Source organism: Catenulispora rubra (genome assembly GCF_015356825.1).
Taxonomy (GTDB): Bacteria; Actinomycetota; Actinomycetes; order Streptomycetales; family Catenulisporaceae; genus Catenulispora; species Catenulispora rubra.
Genome location: NZ_JAACYW010000111.1, coordinates 1 through 20,890, shown reverse-complemented (window position 1 = coordinate 20,890; position 20,890 = coordinate 1). Strand labels below are relative to the sequence as shown.

The 20,890-nt window shown below is 70.1% G+C and carries 18 protein-coding genes; 10 read left to right on the top strand and 8 right to left on the bottom strand.

What is annotated here, in order from left to right; translation table 11 throughout:
• Positions 1–21: 21 nt before the first annotated feature.
• The gene (locus GWK61_RS27295) at positions 22–636 is read left to right on the top strand and encodes a LysE/ArgO family amino acid transporter (RefSeq protein WP_194912798.1); all 615 of its coding nucleotides are present in this window, start codon (positions 22–24) and stop codon (positions 634–636) included.
• Between the two features lie 128 nt (positions 637–764).
• Here the strand turns inward: GWK61_RS27295 and GWK61_RS27290 are convergent, their stop codons facing one another.
• From GWK61_RS27290 to GWK61_RS27280, 3 genes are read right to left on the bottom strand one after another with little or no spacing between them, the layout of a single operon-like run.
• Positions 765–1,619, bottom strand: a complete 855-nt coding sequence (locus GWK61_RS27290) for a MetQ/NlpA family ABC transporter substrate-binding protein (RefSeq protein ID WP_194912796.1) — start codon at positions 1,617–1,619, stop codon at positions 765–767.
• A 52-nt stretch (positions 1,620–1,671) separates the two neighbouring features.
• Positions 1,672–2,328 carry a methionine ABC transporter permease gene (locus tag GWK61_RS27285; RefSeq protein ID WP_194912793.1) on the bottom strand — a complete coding sequence of 219 codons (657 nt, stop codon included), beginning with the start codon at positions 2,326–2,328 and terminating at the stop codon, positions 1,672–1,674.
• A complete protein-coding gene (locus tag GWK61_RS27280; RefSeq protein WP_194912791.1) occupies positions 2,325–3,383 on the bottom strand; it encodes a methionine ABC transporter ATP-binding protein in 1,059 nt (352 codons plus the stop codon). The genes GWK61_RS27285 and GWK61_RS27280 overlap by 4 nt, the downstream gene beginning before the upstream one ends.
• A 384-nt stretch (positions 3,384–3,767) precedes the next feature.
• On the opposite strand from GWK61_RS27280, the gene GWK61_RS27275 reads away from it, so the two are divergent.
• Positions 3,768–4,412: a Pr6Pr family membrane protein gene (locus GWK61_RS27275; protein WP_194912780.1), complete on the top strand. Its 645-nt coding sequence runs from the start codon at positions 3,768–3,770 to the stop codon at positions 4,410–4,412.
• Between the two features lie 89 nt (positions 4,413–4,501).
• Here GWK61_RS27275 and ggt read toward each other — a convergent pair whose 3' ends face one another.
• The gene (ggt, locus tag GWK61_RS27270; protein ID WP_194912775.1) at positions 4,502–6,373 is read right to left on the bottom strand and encodes a gamma-glutamyltransferase; all 1,872 of its coding nucleotides are present in this window, start codon (positions 6,371–6,373) and stop codon (positions 4,502–4,504) included.
• A 203-nt stretch (positions 6,374–6,576) separates the two neighbouring features.
• On the opposite strand from ggt, the gene GWK61_RS27265 reads away from it, so the two are divergent.
• Positions 6,577–7,524 carry a DMT family transporter gene (locus GWK61_RS27265; protein ID WP_194912767.1) on the top strand — a complete coding sequence of 316 codons (948 nt, stop codon included), beginning with the start codon at positions 6,577–6,579 and terminating at the stop codon, positions 7,522–7,524.
• Between the two features lie 83 nt (positions 7,525–7,607).
• Here the strand turns inward: GWK61_RS27265 and GWK61_RS27260 are convergent, their stop codons facing one another.
• A complete protein-coding gene (locus tag GWK61_RS27260; RefSeq protein WP_194912762.1) occupies positions 7,608–8,381 on the bottom strand; it encodes an SDR family NAD(P)-dependent oxidoreductase in 774 nt (257 codons plus the stop codon).
• Positions 8,382–8,524: 143 nt separating this feature from the next.
• Between GWK61_RS27260 and GWK61_RS27255 the strand changes: the two genes are divergently transcribed.
• The 4 genes from GWK61_RS27255 to GWK61_RS27240 all read left to right on the top strand — a co-directional run bounded on the left by GWK61_RS27255 (position 8,525) and on the right by GWK61_RS27240 (position 13,721).
• Complete coding sequence (locus tag GWK61_RS27255) at positions 8,525–10,249, top strand: bifunctional 3'-5' exonuclease/DNA polymerase (RefSeq protein ID WP_194912753.1); 1,725 nt, start codon at positions 8,525–8,527, stop codon at positions 10,247–10,249.
• Between the two features lie 66 nt (positions 10,250–10,315).
• Positions 10,316–10,855 (top strand): isopentenyl-diphosphate Delta-isomerase, encoded by a 540-nt coding sequence (gene idi / locus GWK61_RS27250; protein WP_194912751.1) that lies wholly within the window; start codon positions 10,316–10,318, stop codon positions 10,853–10,855.
• A gap of 152 nt (positions 10,856–11,007) precedes the next feature.
• Positions 11,008–12,006 carry a hypothetical protein gene (locus GWK61_RS27245; RefSeq protein WP_194912749.1) on the top strand — a complete coding sequence of 333 codons (999 nt, stop codon included), beginning with the start codon at positions 11,008–11,010 and terminating at the stop codon, positions 12,004–12,006.
• A 167-nt stretch (positions 12,007–12,173) separates the two neighbouring features.
• The gene (locus GWK61_RS27240; protein WP_194912748.1) at positions 12,174–13,721 is read left to right on the top strand and encodes an amino acid permease; all 1,548 of its coding nucleotides are present in this window, start codon (positions 12,174–12,176) and stop codon (positions 13,719–13,721) included.
• Between the two features lie 128 nt (positions 13,722–13,849).
• Here GWK61_RS27240 and GWK61_RS27235 read toward each other — a convergent pair whose 3' ends face one another.
• From GWK61_RS27235 to GWK61_RS27225, 3 genes are all read right to left on the bottom strand, one after another.
• A complete protein-coding gene (locus GWK61_RS27235) occupies positions 13,850–14,608 on the bottom strand; it encodes a bestrophin-like domain (RefSeq protein ID WP_194912746.1) in 759 nt (252 codons plus the stop codon).
• Positions 14,609–14,778: 170 nt separating this feature from the next.
• On the bottom strand, positions 14,779–15,840 hold the full coding sequence (locus tag GWK61_RS27230; RefSeq protein ID WP_438939787.1) for a polyprenyl synthetase family protein: 1,062 nt from the start codon (positions 15,838–15,840) through the stop codon (positions 14,779–14,781).
• Positions 15,841–15,961: 121 nt separating this feature from the next.
• Positions 15,962–17,413: a family 2B encapsulin nanocompartment shell protein gene (locus GWK61_RS27225; protein WP_194912745.1), complete on the bottom strand. Its 1,452-nt coding sequence runs from the start codon at positions 17,411–17,413 to the stop codon at positions 15,962–15,964.
• A gap of 164 nt (positions 17,414–17,577) precedes the next feature.
• On the opposite strand from GWK61_RS27225, the gene GWK61_RS27220 reads away from it, so the two are divergent.
• From GWK61_RS27220 to GWK61_RS27210, 3 genes are read left to right on the top strand one after another with little or no spacing between them, the layout of a single operon-like run.
• Positions 17,578–18,762 carry an NAD(P)/FAD-dependent oxidoreductase gene (locus GWK61_RS27220; protein WP_194912743.1) on the top strand — a complete coding sequence of 395 codons (1,185 nt, stop codon included), beginning with the start codon at positions 17,578–17,580 and terminating at the stop codon, positions 18,760–18,762.
• The gene (locus GWK61_RS27215; protein WP_194912738.1) at positions 18,759–19,046 is read left to right on the top strand and encodes a (2Fe-2S)-binding protein; all 288 of its coding nucleotides are present in this window, start codon (positions 18,759–18,761) and stop codon (positions 19,044–19,046) included. Before GWK61_RS27220 ends, GWK61_RS27215 begins: the two co-directional genes overlap by 4 nt.
• The gene (locus GWK61_RS27210) at positions 19,033–20,883 is read left to right on the top strand and encodes an NAD(P)/FAD-dependent oxidoreductase (RefSeq protein ID WP_194912736.1); all 1,851 of its coding nucleotides are present in this window, start codon (positions 19,033–19,035) and stop codon (positions 20,881–20,883) included. Before GWK61_RS27215 ends, GWK61_RS27210 begins: the two co-directional genes overlap by 14 nt.
• The last annotated feature ends 7 nt before the right edge of the window (positions 20,884–20,890 follow it).

Sequence of the window (20,890 nt, the reverse complement as noted above, 5' to 3'; positions counted from 1 at the left end):
CACCTTCCTAACATCGTGCTCATGACCACCCCCCTCGCGGCCTCCGCGGCCGGCCTCGGCACCGGCCTGTCCCTGATCGTCGCGATCGGCGCGCAGAACGCCTACGTCCTGCGCCAGGGCATCCGCCGCGAGCACGTCACCCCGATCGTCGCGATCTGTGCGGCCTCCGACGCGGTCCTGATCGCGGCCGGCATCGGCGGCCTGGGCGCACTCGTGCGCTCGATGCCGACGGTGGTGACCGCGATCGCCTGGATCGGCGCCGCGTTCCTGGTGACCTACGGCCTGCTCGCCGCCCGCCGCGCCTGGCGGCAACAGGACCACCTGGCCGCCGACGGAACGGGGGAGAAGTCCCTGCGCACAGCGGTTCTGACCTGCCTGGCGCTGACCTGGCTCAACCCCCACGTCTACCTCGACACGGTCCTGCTGCTGGGCACCGTCGGCAACAGCTACGGCAGCATGCACTGGTACTTCGCCCTCGGTGCGACCACTGGCAGCGTCTTGTGGTTCTCAGGCCTCGGATTCGGCGCCCGCCGCCTCGGGAAGGTGCTCGCGCGGCCCAAGGCCTGGCGCGTGCTGGACGGCATCATCGCGGTCACGATGATCACGCTCGGCGTCGCGATGGTTGCCAGAAGCTGAGTTGGACAGTTCAGTTGAGGAAAGCCCGCAGCCGACCGCCCCTGTCTCCAGAAGCGATCGGCTGCGAGCCCGGCGATCCGGCCCGGGAACATGACTGCGGCCGGGCCGGCAGTAGTCAGAAGCAGAACTCAGCTCGCCGGTATCACCGACCCGTTGAACGTCTTCTCGATGTACTGCTTCACCTGGTCCGAGGTCAGCAGCGTGGCCAGCTTCTTCACCGCCGGGTCGTTCTCGTGCCCCTTCTTCACCACCAGGATGTTGACGTAGGGGTTCCCGGCCGTCTTCTCCAGCGCCAGCGCGTCCTTGCTCGGCGTCAGCTTCGCCTGCAGCGCGTAGTTGCCGTTGATCACCGCGGCGTCCACGTCGTCGAGGGCGCGGGGGAGCTCGGCGGCCTCCAGCGGCTTGAACTTCAGGTGCTTGGGGTTGCTCGCGACGTCCTTCTCCGTGGCGGTGGCGCCGGCGCCGGGCTTGAGGGTGATCAGGTTGTTGTCGGCCAGCAGCTTCAGCGCCCGGCCCTCGTTGGTGGCGTCGTTCGGGACCGCGACGGTGGCGCCGTCCTTGATCTGGTCCAGGGACTTCGCCTTGTGCGAGTACAGGCCCAGCGGCTCCAGATGGACGCCGACGACCGGGACCAGGTCGGTGCCCTTGTTCTTGTTGAAGTCGTCGAGGTAGGGCTGGTGCTGGAAGTAGTTCGCGCCGACCTCGCCGTCCTGGGTGGCCAGGTTCGGCTGGACGTAGTCGGTGAACTCCTTCACCGTCAGCTTCAGCCCGGCCTTGGCCGCCAGGTTGTCGCGGATGTAGTCCAGGATCTGCGCGTGCGGGATCGGGGAGGCCGCGACGGTGATCGAGTCGACGCCGCCGGAGGAGCCCGCGGCCGAGGAGCCGGAGGAGCCCGCGGACTTCGACGAGGAGCAGGCGGTCAGACCCACGGCCAGGACGCCGACGAGGGCGGTCAGGGACGCGGCGAGCTTCTTGTTGCGCATGAACAAGGTCTTCTTTCTTCCGTGTACTGAAGGAGGGGGATGGCCGGGGTGGTTACCGGTGGGCCAGCCGCTTGGCGGCGAAGTCGCCGAGCCACTGGACGATCTGGACGAGGACGATCAGCAGCACGACCGTGGCGATCATGAGCCCGTTCTCGAAGCGCTGGTAGCCGTAGCGGATGGCCAGGTCGCCCAGGCCCCCGCCGCCGATCGCCCCGGCCATCGCCGAGTAGCCGACCAGCGCGACCACGGTCGTCGTCAGGCCGCTGACCAGCGCCGGCAGCGACTCGGGGAGCAGGACTTTGCGGACCGTGGCCAGGTGCGAGGCGCCCATCGCCGCCGAGGCCTCGATCAGGCCCCTGTCGACCTCGCGCACCGCGGTCTCCACCAGCCGGGCGAAGAACGGCACGGCGCCGACGGCCAGCGGCACGATCGCGGCGTCCACGCCGATGGTGGTCCCGACGATCCCGCGGGTGAACGGCGTGATGGCGATCAGCAGGATGATGAACGGCAGCGAGCGCCCCACGTTCACCACGGTCCCCAACGCCTTGTTCGCAGGCAGGTTCGCCAGCAGGCCGCCGCGGTCGGTGAGGACCAGCAGCAGTCCGACCGGCAGCCCGATCAGCACCGTGAACAGCGCCGACCAGCCGACCATCTGCACCGTCTCCAGGGTCGCCTGCCACAGCAGCGGCTGCATGTCCGACCAGCTCACGACGCGACCTCCTCAAGCGAGTGCCCGGTGCCGCCGGATGGGGCTCCAGGCGAGGCTCCCGCTGCGACGACCTCGACATTCAGTCCCCGCTCGCGCAGGAACCCGATCGGCACGACGTTCTCCTCGAACCGCCCCGGCAGCCCGATCCGCATCCGCCCCACGGTCTGTCCGTTCACCGTCTCGATGGCCGCGCCCAGGATCGTGACGTCGACCGAGTACGTCCGCGCCAGCTGCGAGACCAGCGGCTGCGCGGTGGAGTCGCCGTGGAAGGTGACGTCCAGGACCGTGGTGTCGGGCAGGCCCGAGGATTCCGGCGCCGGACCGAGCTGGAACAGCTCTCGCGCCAGCTCCGAGTGCTCCCGCGTCAGCAGCTCCGAGATGGTCCCGGACTCGGCGATCCGGCCGTCGCGCATCAGCGCCGCGCTGTCGCAGACCGCCTTGACGACCTCCATCTCGTGCGTGATCAGCAGCACCGTGACGCCGAGCCGCTCGTTGACCTCCTTGAGCAGCTTCAGCACGCTGCGGGTGGTCTCCGGGTCCAGCGCCGAGGTGGCCTCGTCGGAGAGCAGCACGTGCGGATCGGCGGCCAGCGCCCGCGCGATCCCGACCCGCTGCTTCTGCCCGCCGGACAGCTGCGCCGGGTGGGCGCCGGCGCGGTCGGCCAGGCCCACCACGTCCAGCAGCTCCTCGGCCTTCGCCCGGCGCTCGCGGCGGGTCAGCCGGCCCTCGATCTCCAGCGGCAGCTCGACGTTCTCCCGCGCGGTGCGGCTGGAGAGCAGGTTGAAGTGCTGGAACACCATGCCGATGCGGCGGCGCTCGGCGCGCAGCTGCCGTCCGGACAGCGCGGTGAGCTCGCGCCCGGCCACGGTCACCGTGCCGGAGGTGGGGCGCTCCAGCAGGTTCACGCAGCGGATCAGCGTGCTCTTGCCAGCCCCGGACTGGCCGACGACGCCGTAAACCTCGCCGGCCGCGACGCTCAGGTCCACGCCGTCCAGGGCGGTGACCGGCCGATCGCGGGCAGGGTAAACCTTTGTCAGGTTTTTTATTTCAATCATGATGCTTTCCAATGAACCGCGACACGCGGCGGCGGGCGCGCAACAAATGGCGCGCCGCTAAGGCTTACAAAGGGGAGGAGCTACTAGAACCTGCGAAACAGGGAGAATCCGCAGGTTGGGCCCCACGCAGGCCGGCAGAGGAGCCCCGCAGGGGCGATGCCGGAAGCTGAGGGAGACTCAGCAGCTACACATTCGACAAGAGACGCAGCAACGCATCATCCGCGGCGCCATGATGGCGGCGGGCATGCGGGACGTCTCGTTGGCGATCATGTAAATGACTATAGGTGCATCGCCCTTTTGGGGCTTACCGGTCCAGTCCGTGAGACGACACGAGTCCACGCCCGGTTCAGATCCCGGCGCCACCTCGGCCGATATCGTCAACGCATGACCATCGAGCGCGCCCGGGCCTGGCACCTGCTCACCGTGCTGGTGTGTGCGGCGTCACTGGTGCTCCAGTTCTACCTGTCCGCCGCGAACAAGAACACGCAGGTGTCGCCGTTCACCGTCGGCACGCGGATCGGCAACTTCTTCTGCTTCTTCACGATCCAGAGCAACCTGATCGTGCTGGCCGTGGCGATCGCGCTGGTCCTGGTGCCCGACCGGCGCGGCGCCTGGTGGCCGGTGGCGCTGCTGGACGCCCTGCTGTGCATCACCGTGACCTGCCTGGTCGACGTCGTCGTGCTGCGGCCGCAGCAGCATCTGGGCGGCTGGAGCAACGTCGCAGACCTCGGCCTGCACGTCGTCACACCGATCCTGCTGGTGGTCGGCTGGCTGCTGTTCGGCCCGCGGCCACGGCTGGCCTGGGCCACCCTGGGATGGTCGACCGTGTATCCGCTGGCGTGGGTGGCGTTCACGCTGATCCGCGGTCACGTCGTGAACTGGTATCCCTATCCGTTCATCGACGTGAGCACGCACGGCTACGCCCGGGTGACGCTGAACGTGGCGATGGTCGCTGTTCTGCTGCTGGCGCTCGGCGCCGTGTTCGTCTGGCTGGACCGGAGACTGCCGAGAGCCCCGGTCCAGCCCTGAGATTCCAGGATCCAGATTCCAAGAATCGAGGATTCGAGCGCTGGTAAGGGATGCAGCGCTCCTGTCTACCTACAGTCCCTACTGCGGTCCTACCTCACCGGGTGCACGACCGCCGCGGCACCGCCGCCACGCCGAGCCGGCTCCGCCGCGGCCTCGACCGCGCCGTTCGGCAGGAACTCCAGCCCGGTCGCCGCACCGATCTCCGGCGTCGGCGTCCCCGAAGGCGGTACGAGCGTGAACTTCTCACCCAATGCCTCCAACCCCGGGATCTCCGGCAGGTTCAGGAACGCCGGCTCGGCGAAGGTCGAGGCCGCGTTGCGCTGCGAGGCGCGCGGCGCGGCGATCGCCTGCTCCAGGTTCATGCCCAGGTCCAGACGGTTGACCAGGATCTGCAGCACCGTGGTGATGATCGTCGCCCCGCCCGGGGAGCCGACCGCGATGAACGGCCTGCCGTCCTTCAGCACGATGGTCGGCGACATCGCCGAGCGCGGCCGCTTGAACGCCGCCGGCAGGTTCGGGTCCGGCACGCCCGGGAACAGCGGCGTGAAGTCGAAGTCCGTCATCTCGTTGTTCAGCAGGAAGCCCCGGCCCGGCACGGTCATCGCCGAACCGCCGGTCTGCTCGATGGTCAGGGTGTAGGACACGACGTCGCCCCACTTGTCCGCGGTCACCAGGTGCGTCGTGGACAGGCCCTCGGTGTCGGCGTACGAGGTCCCGGTCGGCGCCGTGGACGGGCACTGCGTGCCGCCGCCCGGCGCGAACGGGTTCCCGGGCGCGACCGGCGCGGCCAGCGTGCTGGTCGGGCTGATCAGGCAGGCCCGGTCCTTGCCGTAGACCTTGGAGGTCAGCTGCTCGGTCGGCACGTCGTTGAAGTTCGCGTCCCCGACCCAGCGGTTGCGGTCGGCGAAGGCGATCTTCGAGGCCTCGTCGTACAGGTGCAGCGCCTGCACCTGGTCGCCGGGGTCCACGTCGAAGTTCGACAGGATGTTGAGAGCCTCCCCGACCGTGGTCCCGCCGGAGGACGGCGGCGCGATCGAGTAGACGTCCAGACCCTTGTAGTCCACGTGCGTCGGCGCCTGCACCGGCGCGGTGTAGCCGGCGATGTCGGCGGCGGTGAGTTGGCCGGGCCGGAAGTTCATCGTCGGGTTCGGGATCGTCGGCGGGTGCTGCGAGGTGTTGGCCACCTCCTGGCCCAACTCCCCGCCGTAGAACAGGCCGGGGCCCTCCTCGGCCAGCAGCTTGTAGGTGTTCGCCAAATCAGGGTTCTTGAACACCGACCCCACCGGCGGCGCCGCGCCGTTCGGCAGGAACAGTTGCGCCGTCGGCGCGATCTGCGAGAACCGCGCCTGGTTCATCGCGGTGAAGGAGTTGAACGTCGGATCGACGACGAAACCGTTGGAGGCTATGTCGATGCCGCCCTGCAGCGCCTTCTTCAACGAGATGGTGCCCCAGTCGTCCAGCGCCGTCGTCCACGTCTTCAACGTGCCCGGGACGCCGACCGACAGGCCGGAGTTGACCGCGTCGGTGAACGACAGCGGCTTGCCGGTGGCCGGGTCGATGAACCAGTTCGTGGTCATCGCCGCCGGGCCGGACTCGCGGCCGTCGATCGTGGAGACCTTGTGCGTGCGGGCGTTGTAGTAGACGAAGAAGCCGCCGCCGCCGATCCCGGCCGAGTACGGCTCGACGACGCCCAGCGCGGCCGCCGTGGCCACCGCCGCGTCCACGGCGTTGCCGCCGTGCTTGAGCACGTCCAGGCCGGTCTGCGTGGCGTCCGGGCTGACGCTGGCCACCGCGCCGCCGTAGCCGGTGGCCACCGGCTCGCGCGGCGGCTGGCCCGAGCCGGAGGCGGGGGCCGGGGCGGCGCGCGCCGCGGTCAGGGTGCCGGTCAGGGCGACCGCCGTGGCCAGGGCGGCGACGACGGTGACAGGTCTGCGTCTCGGGGTGCGTCTCGGGGCGGACATCGGTTGCCTCCACGTGATCGGTCCGTTGCTCCGTGCAGGGTGTCCACTTTGGCAGAGGCCTCATTTCCTGGAAAGCGCCCATGGAATATGCTCAGGCGCCCCGTGGCTGTTACCGGGGAACGTCGGAACGGCTGCGACCGGGGGTTTCGCGGGCCGGCCGACTGATTGGTGTCATTCGATTTCGTCGCCTTGAGGGGGCTCGCGTGTCGAAACGGGGATGGCTGCTGTTCGCGGCCATGTCGGTGATCTGGGGCATCCCGTATCTGTTGATCAAGGTCGCGCTGGAGGGGATGCCGGCGCCGTTCATCGTGTTCGCGCGCACTGCGATCGGGGCGGCGGTGCTGTTGCCGGTGGCCTGGAAGCGCGGGATGGTGCGGCCGGCGCTGAAGCAGTGGCGCTACATCGTGGCGTTCGCGGCGCTGGAGATCGCCGGGCCCTGGCTGCTGCTGGGCGACGCCGAGCAGCACATGACCTCCTCGCTGGCCGGGCTGCTGATCGCGGCCGTGCCGTTCTTCGTCGCGCTGATCATGTGGCGCCTCGGGGACCGCTCGGCGGTGTCCGGGACGCGGCTGGCCGGACTGTTCATCGGGATGGCCGGCGTCGTGGCGATCGTCGGGCTGAACATCGGCCAGGTCCAGGTGGGCCGGATGCTGGAGGTGATCGCGGTGGCGGTCGGCTACGCGATCGCGCCGATCATCGCCGACCGCAAGCTGGTCGGCGTCCCGACGCTGGCGACCATCACGCTGTCGCTGACCGGCGTGGCGCTGCTGTATCTGCCGATCGCGGCGTTCAGCCACCCCGCGCACATGCCGAAGGCCAACTCCCTGGCCGCGGTGGTCGCCCTCGGCCTGGTCTGCACGGCCGCGGCGTTCCTGCTGTTCTTCGCGCTGATCGGCGAGGTCGGGCCGGCCAAGTCGTCGATGATCACGTTTGTGAACCCGGCGGTCGCGGTGGCCGGCGGGGTGGTGTTCCTCGGCGAGAGCATCAAGGCCGGCATCATCGTCGGGGCGCCGCTGGTGCTGATCGGCCTGATCCTGTCGACGCTGCGCAAGGGGGACGCCGCCGCGCCGAAGGAGAAGGCGGTGGCCGCTGTCCCTGTGACGGCCTCCATAGCCGAGGACTGCGGGCCCGAGGCGGCGGCCATCGCCTGAGTCCGCCGACGACACAGCGAAGCGCCCCGGCCGCGAAGGCTGGGGCGCTTTTCTGTATCTACGCTACTTTGCGAGGCTCCGTGCTACTCGGTGACCCGATGCACCTTGTGCTGCGCCGCCTGCGCCCGCGGCCGCACGACCATCAGGTCCACGTTCACGTGCGGCGGCCGCGTCACCGACCACACGATGCAGTCCGCGACGTCCTCGGCGACCAGCGGGCCCGGGACGCCGGCGTACACCGAGGCCGCCTTGTCCGCGTCGCCGCCGAACCGCTTGAGCGAGAACTCGTCGGTCATCACCATGCCCGGCGCGATCTCGATCACGCGGACCGGCTGGTCGAAGACCTCCAGGCGCAGCGTCGCGGTCATGGCGTGCATCGCGTGCTTGGACGCCGCGTAGCCCGCGCCGCCCTCGTAGGCGACGTGCGCGGCGGTCGATGTGAGCATCACCACGGTCCCGGCGCCGGAGGCGATCAGCTTCGGCAGCAGCGCCTGCGTGAAGTTCAGGGCGCCCAGGACGTTGGTCTCGAACATCGAGCGCCAGTCGCCGGGATCCGCCGCCGACACCGGGTCCGTGCCGATGGCACCGCCGGCGTTGTTCACCAGAACGTCACACGACTCCAGCTCGGCCGCAAACGCCTTGATCGCCTCGACGTCGGTCACGTCCAGCGTCACCGCCTCGGCGACGCCACCGATCTCGGCGATCTGTACCGTCTCGCAAATCTCCGCTGCCAAGGCCTCCAGGCGCTCCTTGCGGCGGGCCACGAGCACCACCCGGAACCCCTCGGCGGCCAGCTGGCGCGCGGTGGCGGCGCCGATCCCGCTGCTGGCTCCGGTGACGACGGCGGTCTTGGTCATGACGGGTCCTTATCGGTCTGTCAGTGTTGGTGCACGAATGTCGGTGCGCGAGCGTCGGCCTGGTCAGGGCCGGTCGGCACCTGTATGTGCCGGTCAGTGTCGGTGTTGTCGGTGTTGTCAGTGCTGTCGCAGACAATGATCGGATGCAGATCGCCGCGACCTACGACCCCGAGGGTTTCAGGGATCGAGGCTTCGTTCAAGCGATCACCGACACCGGCGCCGCGGCCGGGCCGGCGCGCGCCGTCGCGGACCTGGAAGCCGAGGTCGGGGCGTTGGAAGCGGCCTCGTCCCCGGACGAGCCCGACCATCCGCGCTGGATCTGGCCGGCCAGCGCCGACCTGGCCCCGGCCCTGCTGCGCCGCGGCGTGCGCATCGACCGCTGCCACGACCTGGCCCTCACCGAGGCCCTGCTGCTGGCCTACGAGGGCCACTGCGGCGGGCCGCGCTCCCTCGGTGCGGCGTGGGCCCGGCTGCACGGCCTGCCGGTCCCCGAGGACCGTGCCGAGGGCACCATGGCCGCCCCGACCGACAGCCCGACGACCCAGCCCGCGCTGTTCGAACCGGACCGCTCCGGCCTGCCCTCCGACGTCGACCCGCTGCGCGCGGTCCGCGAGGTCTACGCCGACCAGCTCCGCCGGATCTCGGCCACCGCGAACCCCGGCGCGTTCCGGCTCCTGGTGGCCGCCGAATCCGCGGCCTCGCTGGCCGCCGCCGAAATGGCGCACCACGGCCTGCCCTGGCGCGTCGACGTGCACAGCACGATCCTGGAGGAGGTCCTGGGCCCGCGTCCGCTGGACGGCTCGCCGCCCCGGGAGATGGTCGCCGCGGCGGCCCGGCTGGCCGAGGCGTTGGGCGTCCGGGCCCTGAACCCGGATTCCGCACAGCAGGTGACCAAGGCCTTCTCCGAGGCCGGCGTGAAACTTCCCTCGCTGCGCCGCTGGGAGCTCAAGGAGATCGACCACCCGGCGATCCCGCTGCTGCTCAAGTACAAAGAGCTCTCGCGGCTATACTCGTTCAACGGCTGGGCCTGGCGCGACACCTGGGTGGTGGAAGGTCGATTCCGGCCGGAGTACTCCGTCGGCGGCGTCGTCACCGGACGCTGGGCGGCCCGCGGCGGCGGCGCGCTGCAGATCGCGCGGCGGCTGCGCAAGGCGGTCATCGCCGACCCCGGCTGGGTGTTCGTGGCCGCCGACGCCGCGCAGCTGGAGCCGCGCATCTTGGCCGCGATGGCGCAGGACCCGGGCATGGCCGAGGCGACGCAGAGCGATGACATGTACGCCGCGCTCGCCGGAGTCTTCGAGGGCTCCCGCGACCAGGCCAAGCTCGGACTGCTGGGCGCCATGTACGGGCAGACCGGCGGCGGTGCGGCCGAACCGCTGGCCCTGATGCGCCGCCGCTTCCCCAAGGCCACGGCGCTGCTGGACGACGCCGCCCGCGAGGGCGAGCGCGGTCGCCTAGTGCGTTCCCAGCTCGGCCGCACCTGCCCGCCGCCCTCGGAGCGCTGGCAGAGCGCGATCGCCGGGGACGCCGAGGCCGACGCCTCCGACGACAGCAACCGCCGCTCGGGCCAGGTGGCGCGGGCCCGGGGCCGGTTCACCCGCAACTTCGTCATCCAGGCCACCGCCGCCGAATGGGCCGAGGTGCTGCTGGCGCTGCTCCGGCAGCGGCTGCGCGCGCTGGACGGGCCGCAGCTGGTGTTCTTCCAGCACGACGAGGTGCTGGTGCACGCGCCGCGCGAGCACGCCCCGGCGGTGGCCGAGATGATCAGCGAGTGCGCCGCCGGCGCGGGACGGCTGGTCTTCGGTCCTTCGCCGGTCCGTTTTCCTATGAGCGTTCACTCTGTGGAGTGTTACGGTGACGCCAAATAGTGCACAACCAGCGACAAGGCGGCCCCGGCGCAGGCAAGCTCGGATGATGTGGAAACCAATGTGGAAGTGGAAGAAGTAGTCCTGCTCTCCGAGGACGGGACCCCCGTCGGCACGGCCCCCAAGGCCACGGTGCACACCGCGAACACGCCGCTGCACCTGGCGTTCTCCTGCTACGTCTTCGACGACCAGCACCGGCTGCTGCTGACCCGGCGTGCCGACTCGAAGAAGACCTGGCCCGGGGTGTGGACGAACTCCGCCTGCGGCCATCCTGGTCCCGGAGAGTCGATCGAGGACGCCGTGCGGCGGCGACTCGCCAGTGAACTGGGTCTGAACATTCCCACGGTCTGGCCGATCCTGCCAGACTTCCGTTACCGGGCGGTAATGCCGAACGGCATCGTGGAGAACGAGATCTGCCCGGTGTTCCGGGGCGCGGTCGCGACCGGAATTACGCCGTCACCAGATCCCGACGAAGTAGGCGAATACCGCTGGATTCCGTGGGCCGATTTCAGTAATCAAGTACTTTCCGGTGCCTTCGAGGTGTCGCCTTGGTGCCGTCTTCAAGTCGAGCAGTTGGCGGCCCGGGATTTCGGCACCTGGATGTATTGATCTTCCAGGTGATCATGTGATCACACAGGGGCTTGTTCGACACCTGTGATGTCGGGCATCATTGCGCGGTGCCCGATCCCTTTACGTGGTCTTGGGAATTGCTTGACCACGACCATCCGCCGGACCCCCCGCCGGCTGCCGCCTGAGCCCCTATGAGCCCCCACGACTTCAAACCCGTTATGCACCCCGCCGGATTCGACGAACCACTGGCCCGGATCCTCGGCGAGGTCCGCACCGGCCACTGGTTCTCCATGGCCGAGCTGTTGGCGGCCTCCGGCGGCGACCGCCGGCTGCGATGCACGCGCATCGCGCTGCTGGCCCAGGTCGCCGCCGCCTCCAACGCGGTCGACGAGTGGGTCGCCGAGCGCCCGCACGACCCGGACGCGGTCGCGATGGCCGCGCGGGTGGCGGTCGAGCGGGCCTGCAAGGCCGTGGCCAACGGCATGTCCCAGGCGCAGTCGCTGGGCCGCCGCGCGGCCGAACTCTGCGCCGAGGCCGCGGCGATGGACCCGGGCGACCCGGTGCCCTATCTGGGCCGGCTCGCCCTGGCCGCCGGGTTCGGCGAGCGCATCGAGGGCCCGGACTCCTGCCCGGTTCCGGGCCCCTGGCACGCCTTCCGCGACCTGTGGCGCATCGACCCGGCCAACCGCGAGGGCTGCCACCGGATGCTCGGCGCGGTCGGCGGCGGCACCGGCCCGAGCCCGGCCGGCGCGCAGCTGTTCGCCTCCAGCATCGTCAGCAGCGTCGGTCTGAGCGGTCTGTCGCCGCTGCAGCTGCTGCCGCTGTACGCGCTGGTCGTCGCCTACGAGTACCGCAAGGCCCAGAACGACGGCCTGGCACACCTGCTGTGGACCACGGACGCGGCGCGCACCGAGATGGCCCGCGGCTGGAACTGGTTCACCAGCACCGGCAAGGACGACTGGCTGGTCGTCGACCTGTCGCACCTGGCGCACGCGCTGGTCGTCGGAGGACGCTCCGATCTGGCCGCGGACGTGTTCGACGCGCTGGGTCCCTACGGCTCGAACAAGCCGTGGTCAGTGGTTTCGGCGACGGGGGACGCCGTGGAGGAGTTCGTACGGGCCAGGTCCACCGCGCTGTCGGCAGCAGCGCGGCGCTCCAACCCGTCCGGGCGGCAGCGCGCGGGTCCCTAGCCCCCGGCCAGGACCGAAGCTGCTTTTCGCACCATCTCAGGGGACAGATTCCTTAACGAAATCCGAACCTGATCCAGAAGTCGCACCATCGCACAGAGCTCATTGCACCATCGCCAAAAGCACAACCGTCCCCTGTTTGGTCCCCGAACGGAAAACGGAACAAGAGCATGTCGATGACTGAAAGCTCAGAAAACGCCGCTTGGAGCGAAGCGGACGCCGCGGACGCAGCGCAGTTGCGCGCGATCGGCTACGAACCAGTGCTGTCCCGCAAGATGTCCGGATTCGGCAACTTCGCGATCAGCTTCTCCATCATCTCCATCCTTTCCGGCTGTATGACCCTGTTCGGCTTCGGTATGGCCACCGGCGGCCCGGCCGTCATGGTCTGGGGCTGGATCGGCGTTACCATCGCGGTCCTGCTGATCGGCCTGAGCCTGGCCGAGGTGACCAGCGTCTACCCGACGTCCGGGGCGCTGTTCTTCATGGCCCACCGCCTCGGCGGCAAGGGCTGGGGCTGGATCACCGGCTGGCTGAACATGCTGGGCCTGTTCGGCGTCATAGCCGGCATCGACTACGGCGCCGCCGAGTTCATCGGCGCCTTCACCGGTATGGCGTTCGGCTGGACGCCGGACAAGTACGGGCTGATCGCGATCTTCGCCGGCGTGCTGCTGCTGCACGGTGTGCTGAACACCTTCGGCGTGCGGGTGCTGGACCTGTTCAACCGGGTCAGCGTCTGGTGGCACCTGCTGGGCGTGGCGTTCATCGTGGCGGTGCTGTTCATCGTCCCGGCCCACCACCAGAGCGCCAGCTTCGTGTTCACGCACTACGTGAACGCCACCGGGTTCAAGAGCGCGATCTACGTCAGCGCGATCGGCCTGCTGCTCACCGGCTACACCCTGACCGGCTACGACGCCTCGGCGCACATGTCCGAGGAGACCTCCCAGGCATCGACGCTGGCGCCGAAGGGCATCGTGCGGTCCATCTGGGTCTCCGGCATCGCCGGCCTGGTCCTGCTCATCGCCTTCCTGTTCTCCATCCAGGGCGGCTCCGACCAGTACGCCACCGAGTCCTCCGGCTCCGGCTACGGCGGCGCGGTGACGGCGCCGTCGATCATCATGCTCGACGCCCTGGGCCAGCACTGGGCCGAGGTGCTGACGCTGGTCATCATCATCGCGCAGCTGTGCTGCGGCCTGGCCGCCATCGGCTCGGCGGCCCGCATGGTCTTCGCCTTCTCCCGCGACGGCGCGCTGCCCGGCTCGCCGACCTGGCGCAAGGTCAACCGCTCGGCGGTCCCGACCAACGCCATGTGGCTCGTGGTCGTGGTGGCGTTCCTGCTGACCCTGCCCTCGCTGTGGACGATTCAGGCCTATGGCGCGGTGACGGCCATCGCCTCGATCGGCTTGGCGCCGGCGTACGTCATCCCCGGGTTCTTGCGTGCCAGGCAGGGCAAGAACTTCAAGAAGGGCGCCTGGAACCTGGGCAAGTGGGGGCCGCTGGTCGGCTACACCGCCTCGGTGTGGGTGGTGATCGAGGTCGTGCTGTTCTGCCTGCCGCAGGCCTCGCCGGTCACCGCGCTCACGTTCAACTACGCGCCGATCGCTCTGGTCGGGGCGCTGCTGCTGTCCGGCATCTGGTGGCTGGCGCGCGGTCGGGCCAGTTACGCGCCGCCGGCCGGCGCGGTCGAGGCCGAGCAGTTCGCGGATCTGGACGTCATCTGAGGTCTGATTTGAGGTCTGATTCTCAGGTCTGATTCTGAGGTCTGATTCGCTGGCACCATGTGGCGCGCCCCGGCTTCCGGGGCGCGCTTGTTTTTCTCCTGGTTCTTGTTTGCTTCTTATCGCTGATCTCAGCGTGGCAGTGGCAGTCGGGCGAGGAACACCTGGAACGCTGTGGGATCCACCTTCATGGTCCCGGAGTACGGGTAACTCATCTCTCTGACAACCACCAACGACACCACAACCAGTGCGGCCAGCGTCATCACCATCACGGTGTGCGCGAAGGAACTGGACAGGCCGAACAGGAACGTGAAGGCGATGGTCACCAGCGCGCTGCCGATGAGGATCGCCCACAACAGCGGCGGCAGCGATTCCTCGGTCTGGTTCAGGCGCTCTCTTCGCTGCTCGGCCATCGACTCCACGTGCGTGAGCGCGTGGTCGTAGAGCACCTGCTGCGAGACGTCGGTCGGATGGAAGGCGAAGACGCTGTCCCGGATCTGGTAGACCAGGTTCGTGGCCTTCGGGCTGGTCTCGTGCTCGGCCAGCAGCGGCCACTCGTCGTCGATGACGGTGTGCGCGTAGTCCAGCGTCTCGTGCTCCAGCTGCGAGCCCAGCGGCAGCGGCATCTGGCGGGAGATCCAGTAGATGCCGGCGAGCTCGTTCGCCTCCTTGAACGTGGTCTGGTGCGCGGTGTCGTTGTTCGTCCACAACGCCACCACGACGAACGCCAGCGGCACCGCGAACACCACGGAGACCGTGGCGAAGATGAAGCCGGCGACGTCGTTGTGCGGCTCGCGCCGGTGGTGCGGGATGAAGCGCTCGAACAGGCGCAGGGTGATGAAGGTCAGGATGAGGACGGCGACGATGATGCCGTAGTCCTTGGCGGTCATGACGACCTCCCGGTGCGATGTGGTGCTGCGGTGCTGAGGTGCTGTGCGGGTGGTGCTGGGGTGGTGCTGGGGTGGCGCCGTTCCTCGGGGGTTGCCTCGGCTGCGATAGACCTCGGAGCCGAGGTACCTTGGTGGCGAGGTACCAGGTGGTTGGCGGTGGCGTTGTCGTCCTAGCTGGTCCGCCGCGTGATCAGCTCGGCGATCGCGTGCAGGTCGTGCACCGCCGCCTGCTCGACCCCCGGCGCGCGCCGCAGATGCGCGTGCGCCGTCGCGATCCGCGCCGCGGCCTCCGTCGCAGCCCACGCCCTCCCTCCGGCGCGCTCCACGGCCTCGGTCGCCCGCCGCACCTCGTGCTCGGTGAAGTCCCGGCCGAGCGCATACACCCGCGCCAGTTCCCCGGCCGCGGCCGACCGCGCCGACAAAGCGGCCACCACCGGCAGCGACTTCTTCCGTGCACTGAGATCCGAGCCCACCGGTTTCCCGGTGACCGCCGGATCGCCCCAGATGCCGAGCAGATCGTCGGTCAGCTGGAACGCCACCCCGATCTCCCGCCCGAACAGATCCAGCGCCGCCACGGCCAGCGGATCGGCTCGTACCGCCAGCGCCCCGAGCGCGCACGCGCACCCCAGCAGCGCCCCGGTCTTCTTGCCGGCCATCGTCAGGCACTCGTCGAGCGTCACGTCGTCGCGCTGCTCGAAGGCGCAGTCCTCGAACTGGCCGTCGCAGATCTCGATGACGCACTCGGCCAGCCGGCTCGCCGCTTCACCCCCGACCAGCCGCAACGCCAATGCCAGCATCGCGTCGCCGGCCAGGATCGCGTTCTCGGCGCCGAACACGGTCCAGGCGGTCGGGCGGTGGCGGCGGGTGTGGTCGCGGTCTATGACGTCGTCGTGCAGGAGGGTGAAGTTGTGCGCCAGCTCGATGGCGGCCGCCGAGGCCAGGACCTCCGGGTCGGCGGCGGCACCGAGACCGTTGCCCCCGACGCCACTAGCGGCAACGGCCGTGGCGGCGGCCAGCACCAGTCCCGGCCGCAGCAGCTTGCCTCCGATGCTGCCCAGCACGCTGCCGTCGGCGTCCTCCCACCCCAGGTGGTACGCCGCGATCGAGCGCAGCCGTCCCGGGAGCGTGTCGACGGCCGCGCGCAGGACCGGCTCGACGGCCTCGCGCGTCCGCCGCAACGTCGCCTCGGCGGTCTTGCTCGCGTCGATGCCTGCGTCGATCGTCGCCTTGATGGTCCTCGTGCGTCGAGCGGGATCGTCGGCTATATCAGGCTGCGACGATTCCTCTGCCGCCGGCCCGACCCCGGCCGGCCCGCCACCTCCCACCGGCCAGGCCGTCCCGACCCCCAGCGGCTCAGCCACGGGGCCGCGCGATCTCGACGTTCTCCAGCACGCCGAGCGCGTCCGGCACCAGGACCGCCGCCGAGTAGTACGCGCTCACCAGATACGAGGTGATGGCCTTGTCGTCGACGCCCATGAAGCGCACCGACAGCCCCGGCTGGTACTCGTCCGGGAGCCCGGTCTGGTGCAGCCCGACCACGCCCTGCTCGGCCTCGCCGACCCGCAGCGCCAGGATCGAGGTGGTGTGCCCGTCCAGCACCGGGATCTTCGGCACGGGCAGCAGCGGCACGCCGCGCCAGGACGGCACCTGCGTCCCCAGCAGGTCGATGGTCCCGGGGTAGATCCCGCGCTTGGTGCACTCCCGGCCGAACGCGGCGATCGCCTTCGGGTGCGCCAGCAGGAAGTTGGTGTCGCGGCGCAGCGAGAGCAGCTCGTCCAGGTCGTCCGGGGTCGGCGGGCCGGAGTGGGTGTGCACGCGCTGCTCGAAGTCGGCGTTGTGCAGAAGGCCGAAGCTGCGGTTGTTGACCAGCTCGTCCTCCTGCCGCTCGCGCACGGCCTCGACGGTCAGCCGCAGCTGCTGGTCCAGCTGGCTCATCGGCTTGTTGTAGAGGTCTGCGACACGGGTGTGGATCCGCAGCACGGTCTGCGCCACCGACAGCTCGTACTCGCGCGGCTTGAGCTCGTAGTCGGCGAACGTGCCCGGCAGCTCCGCCTCGCCCTCGTGCCCGGCGGCCAAAGCGATCTCGGCCTCGCCGTGCGCGTTCTGGGCCTTGGCGCGGCTGGTGCGGTGCGCGGCCAGGTGCGACCGCAACGTCTCCGACCGGTCGATCAGGGTCCTGACCTCCGAGGCCGGCACGGCCAGCGCGATGACCGTGGTCACGGCGCGCGCCGTGGTCTTCCAACGCGGCGCGTGACCGTTGGTCGCCGCACCGCCGGAAGCCGTGATGTGGAACACCTCGTCGCCCAGGTGGTCGCCGTCGGCGAGGTGGCCGTGCACGGCGTGGTCGCCGTACTTGCCCTGGCCGGCCAGGTCCACCTTGCCGTGCGCGATCAGCCACAGGGTGTCCACCGGCGTCCCGGCCTCGGCCAGCGTCTCCCCGGCCCGGAACTCGCGCGCGGCGAACCGCGAGGCCAACTCGGTCAGCAACGCCTCGTCGGCGAAGCCGCGCAGCGGCGGCAGCTCGGTCAGGGTCGGGGCCAGCACGGTCACGTCGTCGTCGCCGGCCTGGCTGAAGGCCACCCGGCCGCGCCCGACGGCGTGGCTCAGGCGGCGGTTCACACGGTAGGCGCCGCCCGAGGCCTCGACCCACGGCAGGACGCGTAAAAGCCAACGTGAGGTGATGCCCTGCATCTGCGGCGGCGTCTTGGTCGTGGTGGCCAGGTTCCGCGCCGCCGCGGTGTCCAGGCTCAGTTGACCGCTCTCGGCGGCGGTCTCGGGTGCCGCCGCGCTCTGATCGACCGTCATCGTTCCCCCTCCAAAACTTATGGATGCTCTCGCCCTCTCATCGTGGGACCGAGTTGCGGGTCGGTCTATTACCGCAATGGGTGACAAACGCCGGGACGATTCACGATTCGTCGCGCATTTCCGGGGTGCTGGCGGGTAACCGGAGCATGTGACATAGTACTGGCGTGAGCGCTGCCGCGAGTGGATCCCCGACGCCCGACGTCGTCGTGATCGGCGCCGGCATGATCGGCGCGGCGTGCGCGTACTACGCGGCGCGCGCCGGCTTCGCGGTCACGGTGCTCGACAGCGGCCCGGTCGCCGGCGGCACCTCCGGCGCGGGGGAGGGTAACCTGCTGGTCTCGGACAAGGAACCGGGGCCGGAGTTGGACCTGGCGATGCGCTCGCAGGAGCTGTGGCGGGCTTTGGCCGCCGAGGACGACGGGGCATTCGGCACAAGCTTCGAGTTCGAGGCCAAGGGTGGGCTGGTCGTCGCGTTCACCGCAGAGGATTTTGAGGCGCTGCAAGGCTTTGCGGCCACGCAGTTACCTTCGGGCGTCGTTGCCGAGCAGGTGCCCGGCGATCGGTTGACCGAATACGAGCCCTACATCGCCCCGGGCCTGGCCGGTGGCTTCTGGTATCCGCAGGACGCGCAGGTGATGCCGGCGCTGGCCACGGCCCGGCTGTTGAAAGCCTCTGGCGCGCGGGTGCGGTCGGGCAGCGCGGTGACGGGGCTGCTGGTGTCGCCTGGCGGAGCGGTGCGCGGTGTGCGCACGACGTCGGGGGAGATCCCGGCGCGCTTCGTGGTGAACGCCGCCGGTTTCGGGGCTGCTGCCATTGCGGCGATGGCCGGCTCGACGCTGCCGGTGCAGCCGCGGCGCGGGTTCGTCCTGGTGACCGAGCCGTTGCCGGCGATGGTGCGGCACAAGGTGTACTCGGCCGCGTACGTCGCGGACGTTTCGAGCTCTGATGCGGCATTGCAGTCCTCTGCGGTCATCGAGGGGACACCGTCGGGCCCGGTGCTGATCGGCGCGAGTCGCGAGCGTGTCGGGCTGGATCGGATGCCGTCGTACGAGGCGCTGGGGCGCCTGGCGGCTCAGGGGGCTGAGTTGTTCCCGTTCCTGGCCGACGTGAAGGTGCAGCGGTACTACTGCGGGTTCCGGCCCTACCTGCCGGACCACCTGCCCGCGATCGGCCCGGACGCCACCGTCTCAGGACTCTTCCACGCCTGCGGCCACGAGGGCGCCGGCATCGGCCTGGCCCCGGCGACCGGCGAGCTGATCGCGGCGCTGCTGGCGGGGCAGGAGCCGACGGTCGCGGCGGAGCCATTCAACCCGGACCGGTTCGCGGGTTATGAGGAGGACTCACAGTGAGCGTCGAGTTCACCTTCGACGGCCGCCCGATGACGGCCCAGCAGGGCCAGACCGTCGGCGCGGCACTGCTGGCCGAGGGCATCCGATCGTGGCGCACGACGCGTTTCGGCGGGCGGCCGCGCGGGCTGTTCTGCGGGATCGGCGTGTGCTTCGACTGCTTGGTGACGGTGAACGGAGAGCCGAACGTGCGCGCGTGCCTTGCAGTGGTCGCGGAGGGGGATGTGGTGCGGACGCAGGTGGGCGACGGGCGCGGCGGCGCGGTGGCCGGTGATGGCCGTGACTGAGCGCGACTTCGATGCGGCGGCCTTTGATCCGGCCGCCTCCGATCCTGCAGCCTCCGATCCGCTCGCCTCCGATCCCGCAGCCTCCGATCGGGCGGCCTTCGATCCGCTCGCCTCCGTTCCCGCGGCCTTTGATCCGGCCGCTTTTAATCCGGCGGCCTTCGATCTCGCCGCGCCCGAGGACGTCAGCCTCGGCGACCCCGGCCACCTCGGCGGCTTCGACCTCGCCGTCATCGGCGCCGGCCCGGCCGGCATGGCAGCCGCAGCGACCGCAGCCGACCAGGGACTGCGCGTCGCCCTGATCGACGCCGGCCGCCAACTCGGCGGCCAGTACTTCCGCCACCCGGCCCCCGGCCTCACAGCCCCCTGGCTGCCGAAGCTCTACCACGGCTGGCAACAGTTCGAGCAGCTGGTGACGCGCGTCGAGACGGCCAGCGGCATCGAGGTCCTGTTCGGCCACCAGGTGTGGGCGATCGACCGGCTCACCGACCCCGGATTCAGGGTCCTGACAGACCGCGGCCCCATCGAGGCCCCCTACGTGATCCTGGCCACCGGCGCCTACGAGCGCGTGGTCCCCTTCCCCGGCTGGGACCTCCCCGGCGTCTTCACCGCAGGCGGAGCCCAGGCGCTGCTCAAGGGCAACCTGGTCCTGCCCGGCCGCCGCGTGGTCGTCGCCGGCACCGGCCCCCTGCTCCTCCCGGTGGCCACCGGCCTTGCCACCGCCGGCGCCAAAGTCCTGGGCCTGTACGAAGCCAACAACATCCGCGGCTACGCCAAGAACCCCCTACCGCTCATCACCAACCCCACAAAACTGACCGAAGGCCTCGACTACGCCCGCCAACTCACCCGCGCCCGAATCCCCATCCACACCGGCCGCATGATCATCGAAGCCCAAGGCAACGACACCCTCGAAGCAGTCGTAGCAGCACGCCCCGACGGCACCGACCCCCACCGCATCCCCTGCGACACCCTGGCGATCGGCTACGGCCTAGCCCCCCAAATCGACCTGGCCCTCACCCTCGGCGCAGCCCCCACCCACCTCACCGACGGCACCATCGCCCTCCGAGTGAACACCACCCAGCGCACCACCATCCCCGGCCTCTACGCCGCCGGCGAGACCGCAGGCGTCGCCGGCGCCGAAACCGCACTGCTGGAAGGCGAAATCGCCGGCCTCGCCGTGGCACAGGCCGCAGCGCGAGCCCGGCGCGTGGCAGGCCGGGCGGCGGGCCTGAGCGTGGACGCTCCCGATACTTCCGGCGCTTCCAGCGAGACGCCGAGTACTGACACACCAGCAGCCAGCAGCCCACCCGCCGAGGCCAAATCCGCAGGCCCGCTGGCCGCCCGCACTATCGCGGCAGCCCGATCCCGGATCACGCGCCGGACGGACGCGCCGTCATCGTCGAGCCCTGACATCCCCGGTGCCTCCGACATCCGACCCGCCGAGGCCAAGCCCTCCGGCGGTGTGCTCGGTGGTGCTCGTGCCCGGCTCACACGTCGCTCGTCGTCGGGTTCTGAGGCTGATGCCGCGAGCAGTCTGCCTGCCGAGGCCAAGCCCCCTGGCGGTGTGCTCGGCGGTGCCCGTGCCCGGCTCACGCGTCGCACTGACGCGCCGTCATCGAGCCCTGAAGCTGCCGCCGCCACTGGTCTGCCTGCCGAGGCCAAGCCCTCTGGCGGTGTGCTCGGCGGTGCCCGTGCGCAGCTCACAGGTCGCTCGTCGTCGGGTCCTGAAGCTGCCGCTGCCAGCCTGCCTGCAGACGCCAAGCCCACCGGCGTGCCCCGCGGTGCCCGTGCCCGGCTCACACGTCGCCCGTCGTCCGGTCCTGAGGCCTGTCTCTTATAGACATCTG

Excerpts from the sequence above, each read along its gene's own strand:
- GWK61_RS27280 (WP_194912791.1), bottom strand. The coding sequence starts at position 3,383 with ATGATTGAAATAAAAAACCTGACAAAGGTTTACCCTGCCCGCGATCGG.
- GWK61_RS27255 (WP_194912753.1), top strand. The coding sequence starts at position 8,525 with ATGCAGATCGCCGCGACCTACGACCCCGAGGGTTTCAGGGATCGAGGC.
- GWK61_RS27210 (WP_194912736.1), top strand. The coding sequence starts at position 19,033 with ATGGCCGTGACTGAGCGCGACTTCGATGCGGCGGCCTTTGATCCGGCC.
- ggt (WP_194912775.1), bottom strand. The coding sequence starts at position 6,373 with ATGTCCGCCCCGAGACGCACCCCGAGACGCAGACCTGTCACCGTCGTC.
- GWK61_RS27245 (WP_194912749.1), top strand. The coding sequence starts at position 11,008 with ATGAGCCCCCACGACTTCAAACCCGTTATGCACCCCGCCGGATTCGAC.
- GWK61_RS27260 (WP_194912762.1), bottom strand. The coding sequence starts at position 8,381 with ATGACCAAGACCGCCGTCGTCACCGGAGCCAGCAGCGGGATCGGCGCC.
- GWK61_RS27225 (WP_194912745.1), bottom strand. The coding sequence starts at position 17,413 with ATGACGGTCGATCAGAGCGCGGCGGCACCCGAGACCGCCGCCGAGAGC.
- GWK61_RS27290 (WP_194912796.1), bottom strand. The coding sequence starts at position 1,619 with ATGCGCAACAAGAAGCTCGCCGCGTCCCTGACCGCCCTCGTCGGCGTC.
- GWK61_RS27295 (WP_194912798.1), top strand. The coding sequence starts at position 22 with ATGACCACCCCCCTCGCGGCCTCCGCGGCCGGCCTCGGCACCGGCCTG.
- GWK61_RS27240 (WP_194912748.1), top strand. The coding sequence starts at position 12,174 with ATGTCGATGACTGAAAGCTCAGAAAACGCCGCTTGGAGCGAAGCGGAC.
- GWK61_RS27275 (WP_194912780.1), top strand. The coding sequence starts at position 3,768 with ATGACCATCGAGCGCGCCCGGGCCTGGCACCTGCTCACCGTGCTGGTG.
- GWK61_RS27235 (WP_194912746.1), bottom strand. The coding sequence starts at position 14,608 with ATGACCGCCAAGGACTACGGCATCATCGTCGCCGTCCTCATCCTGACC.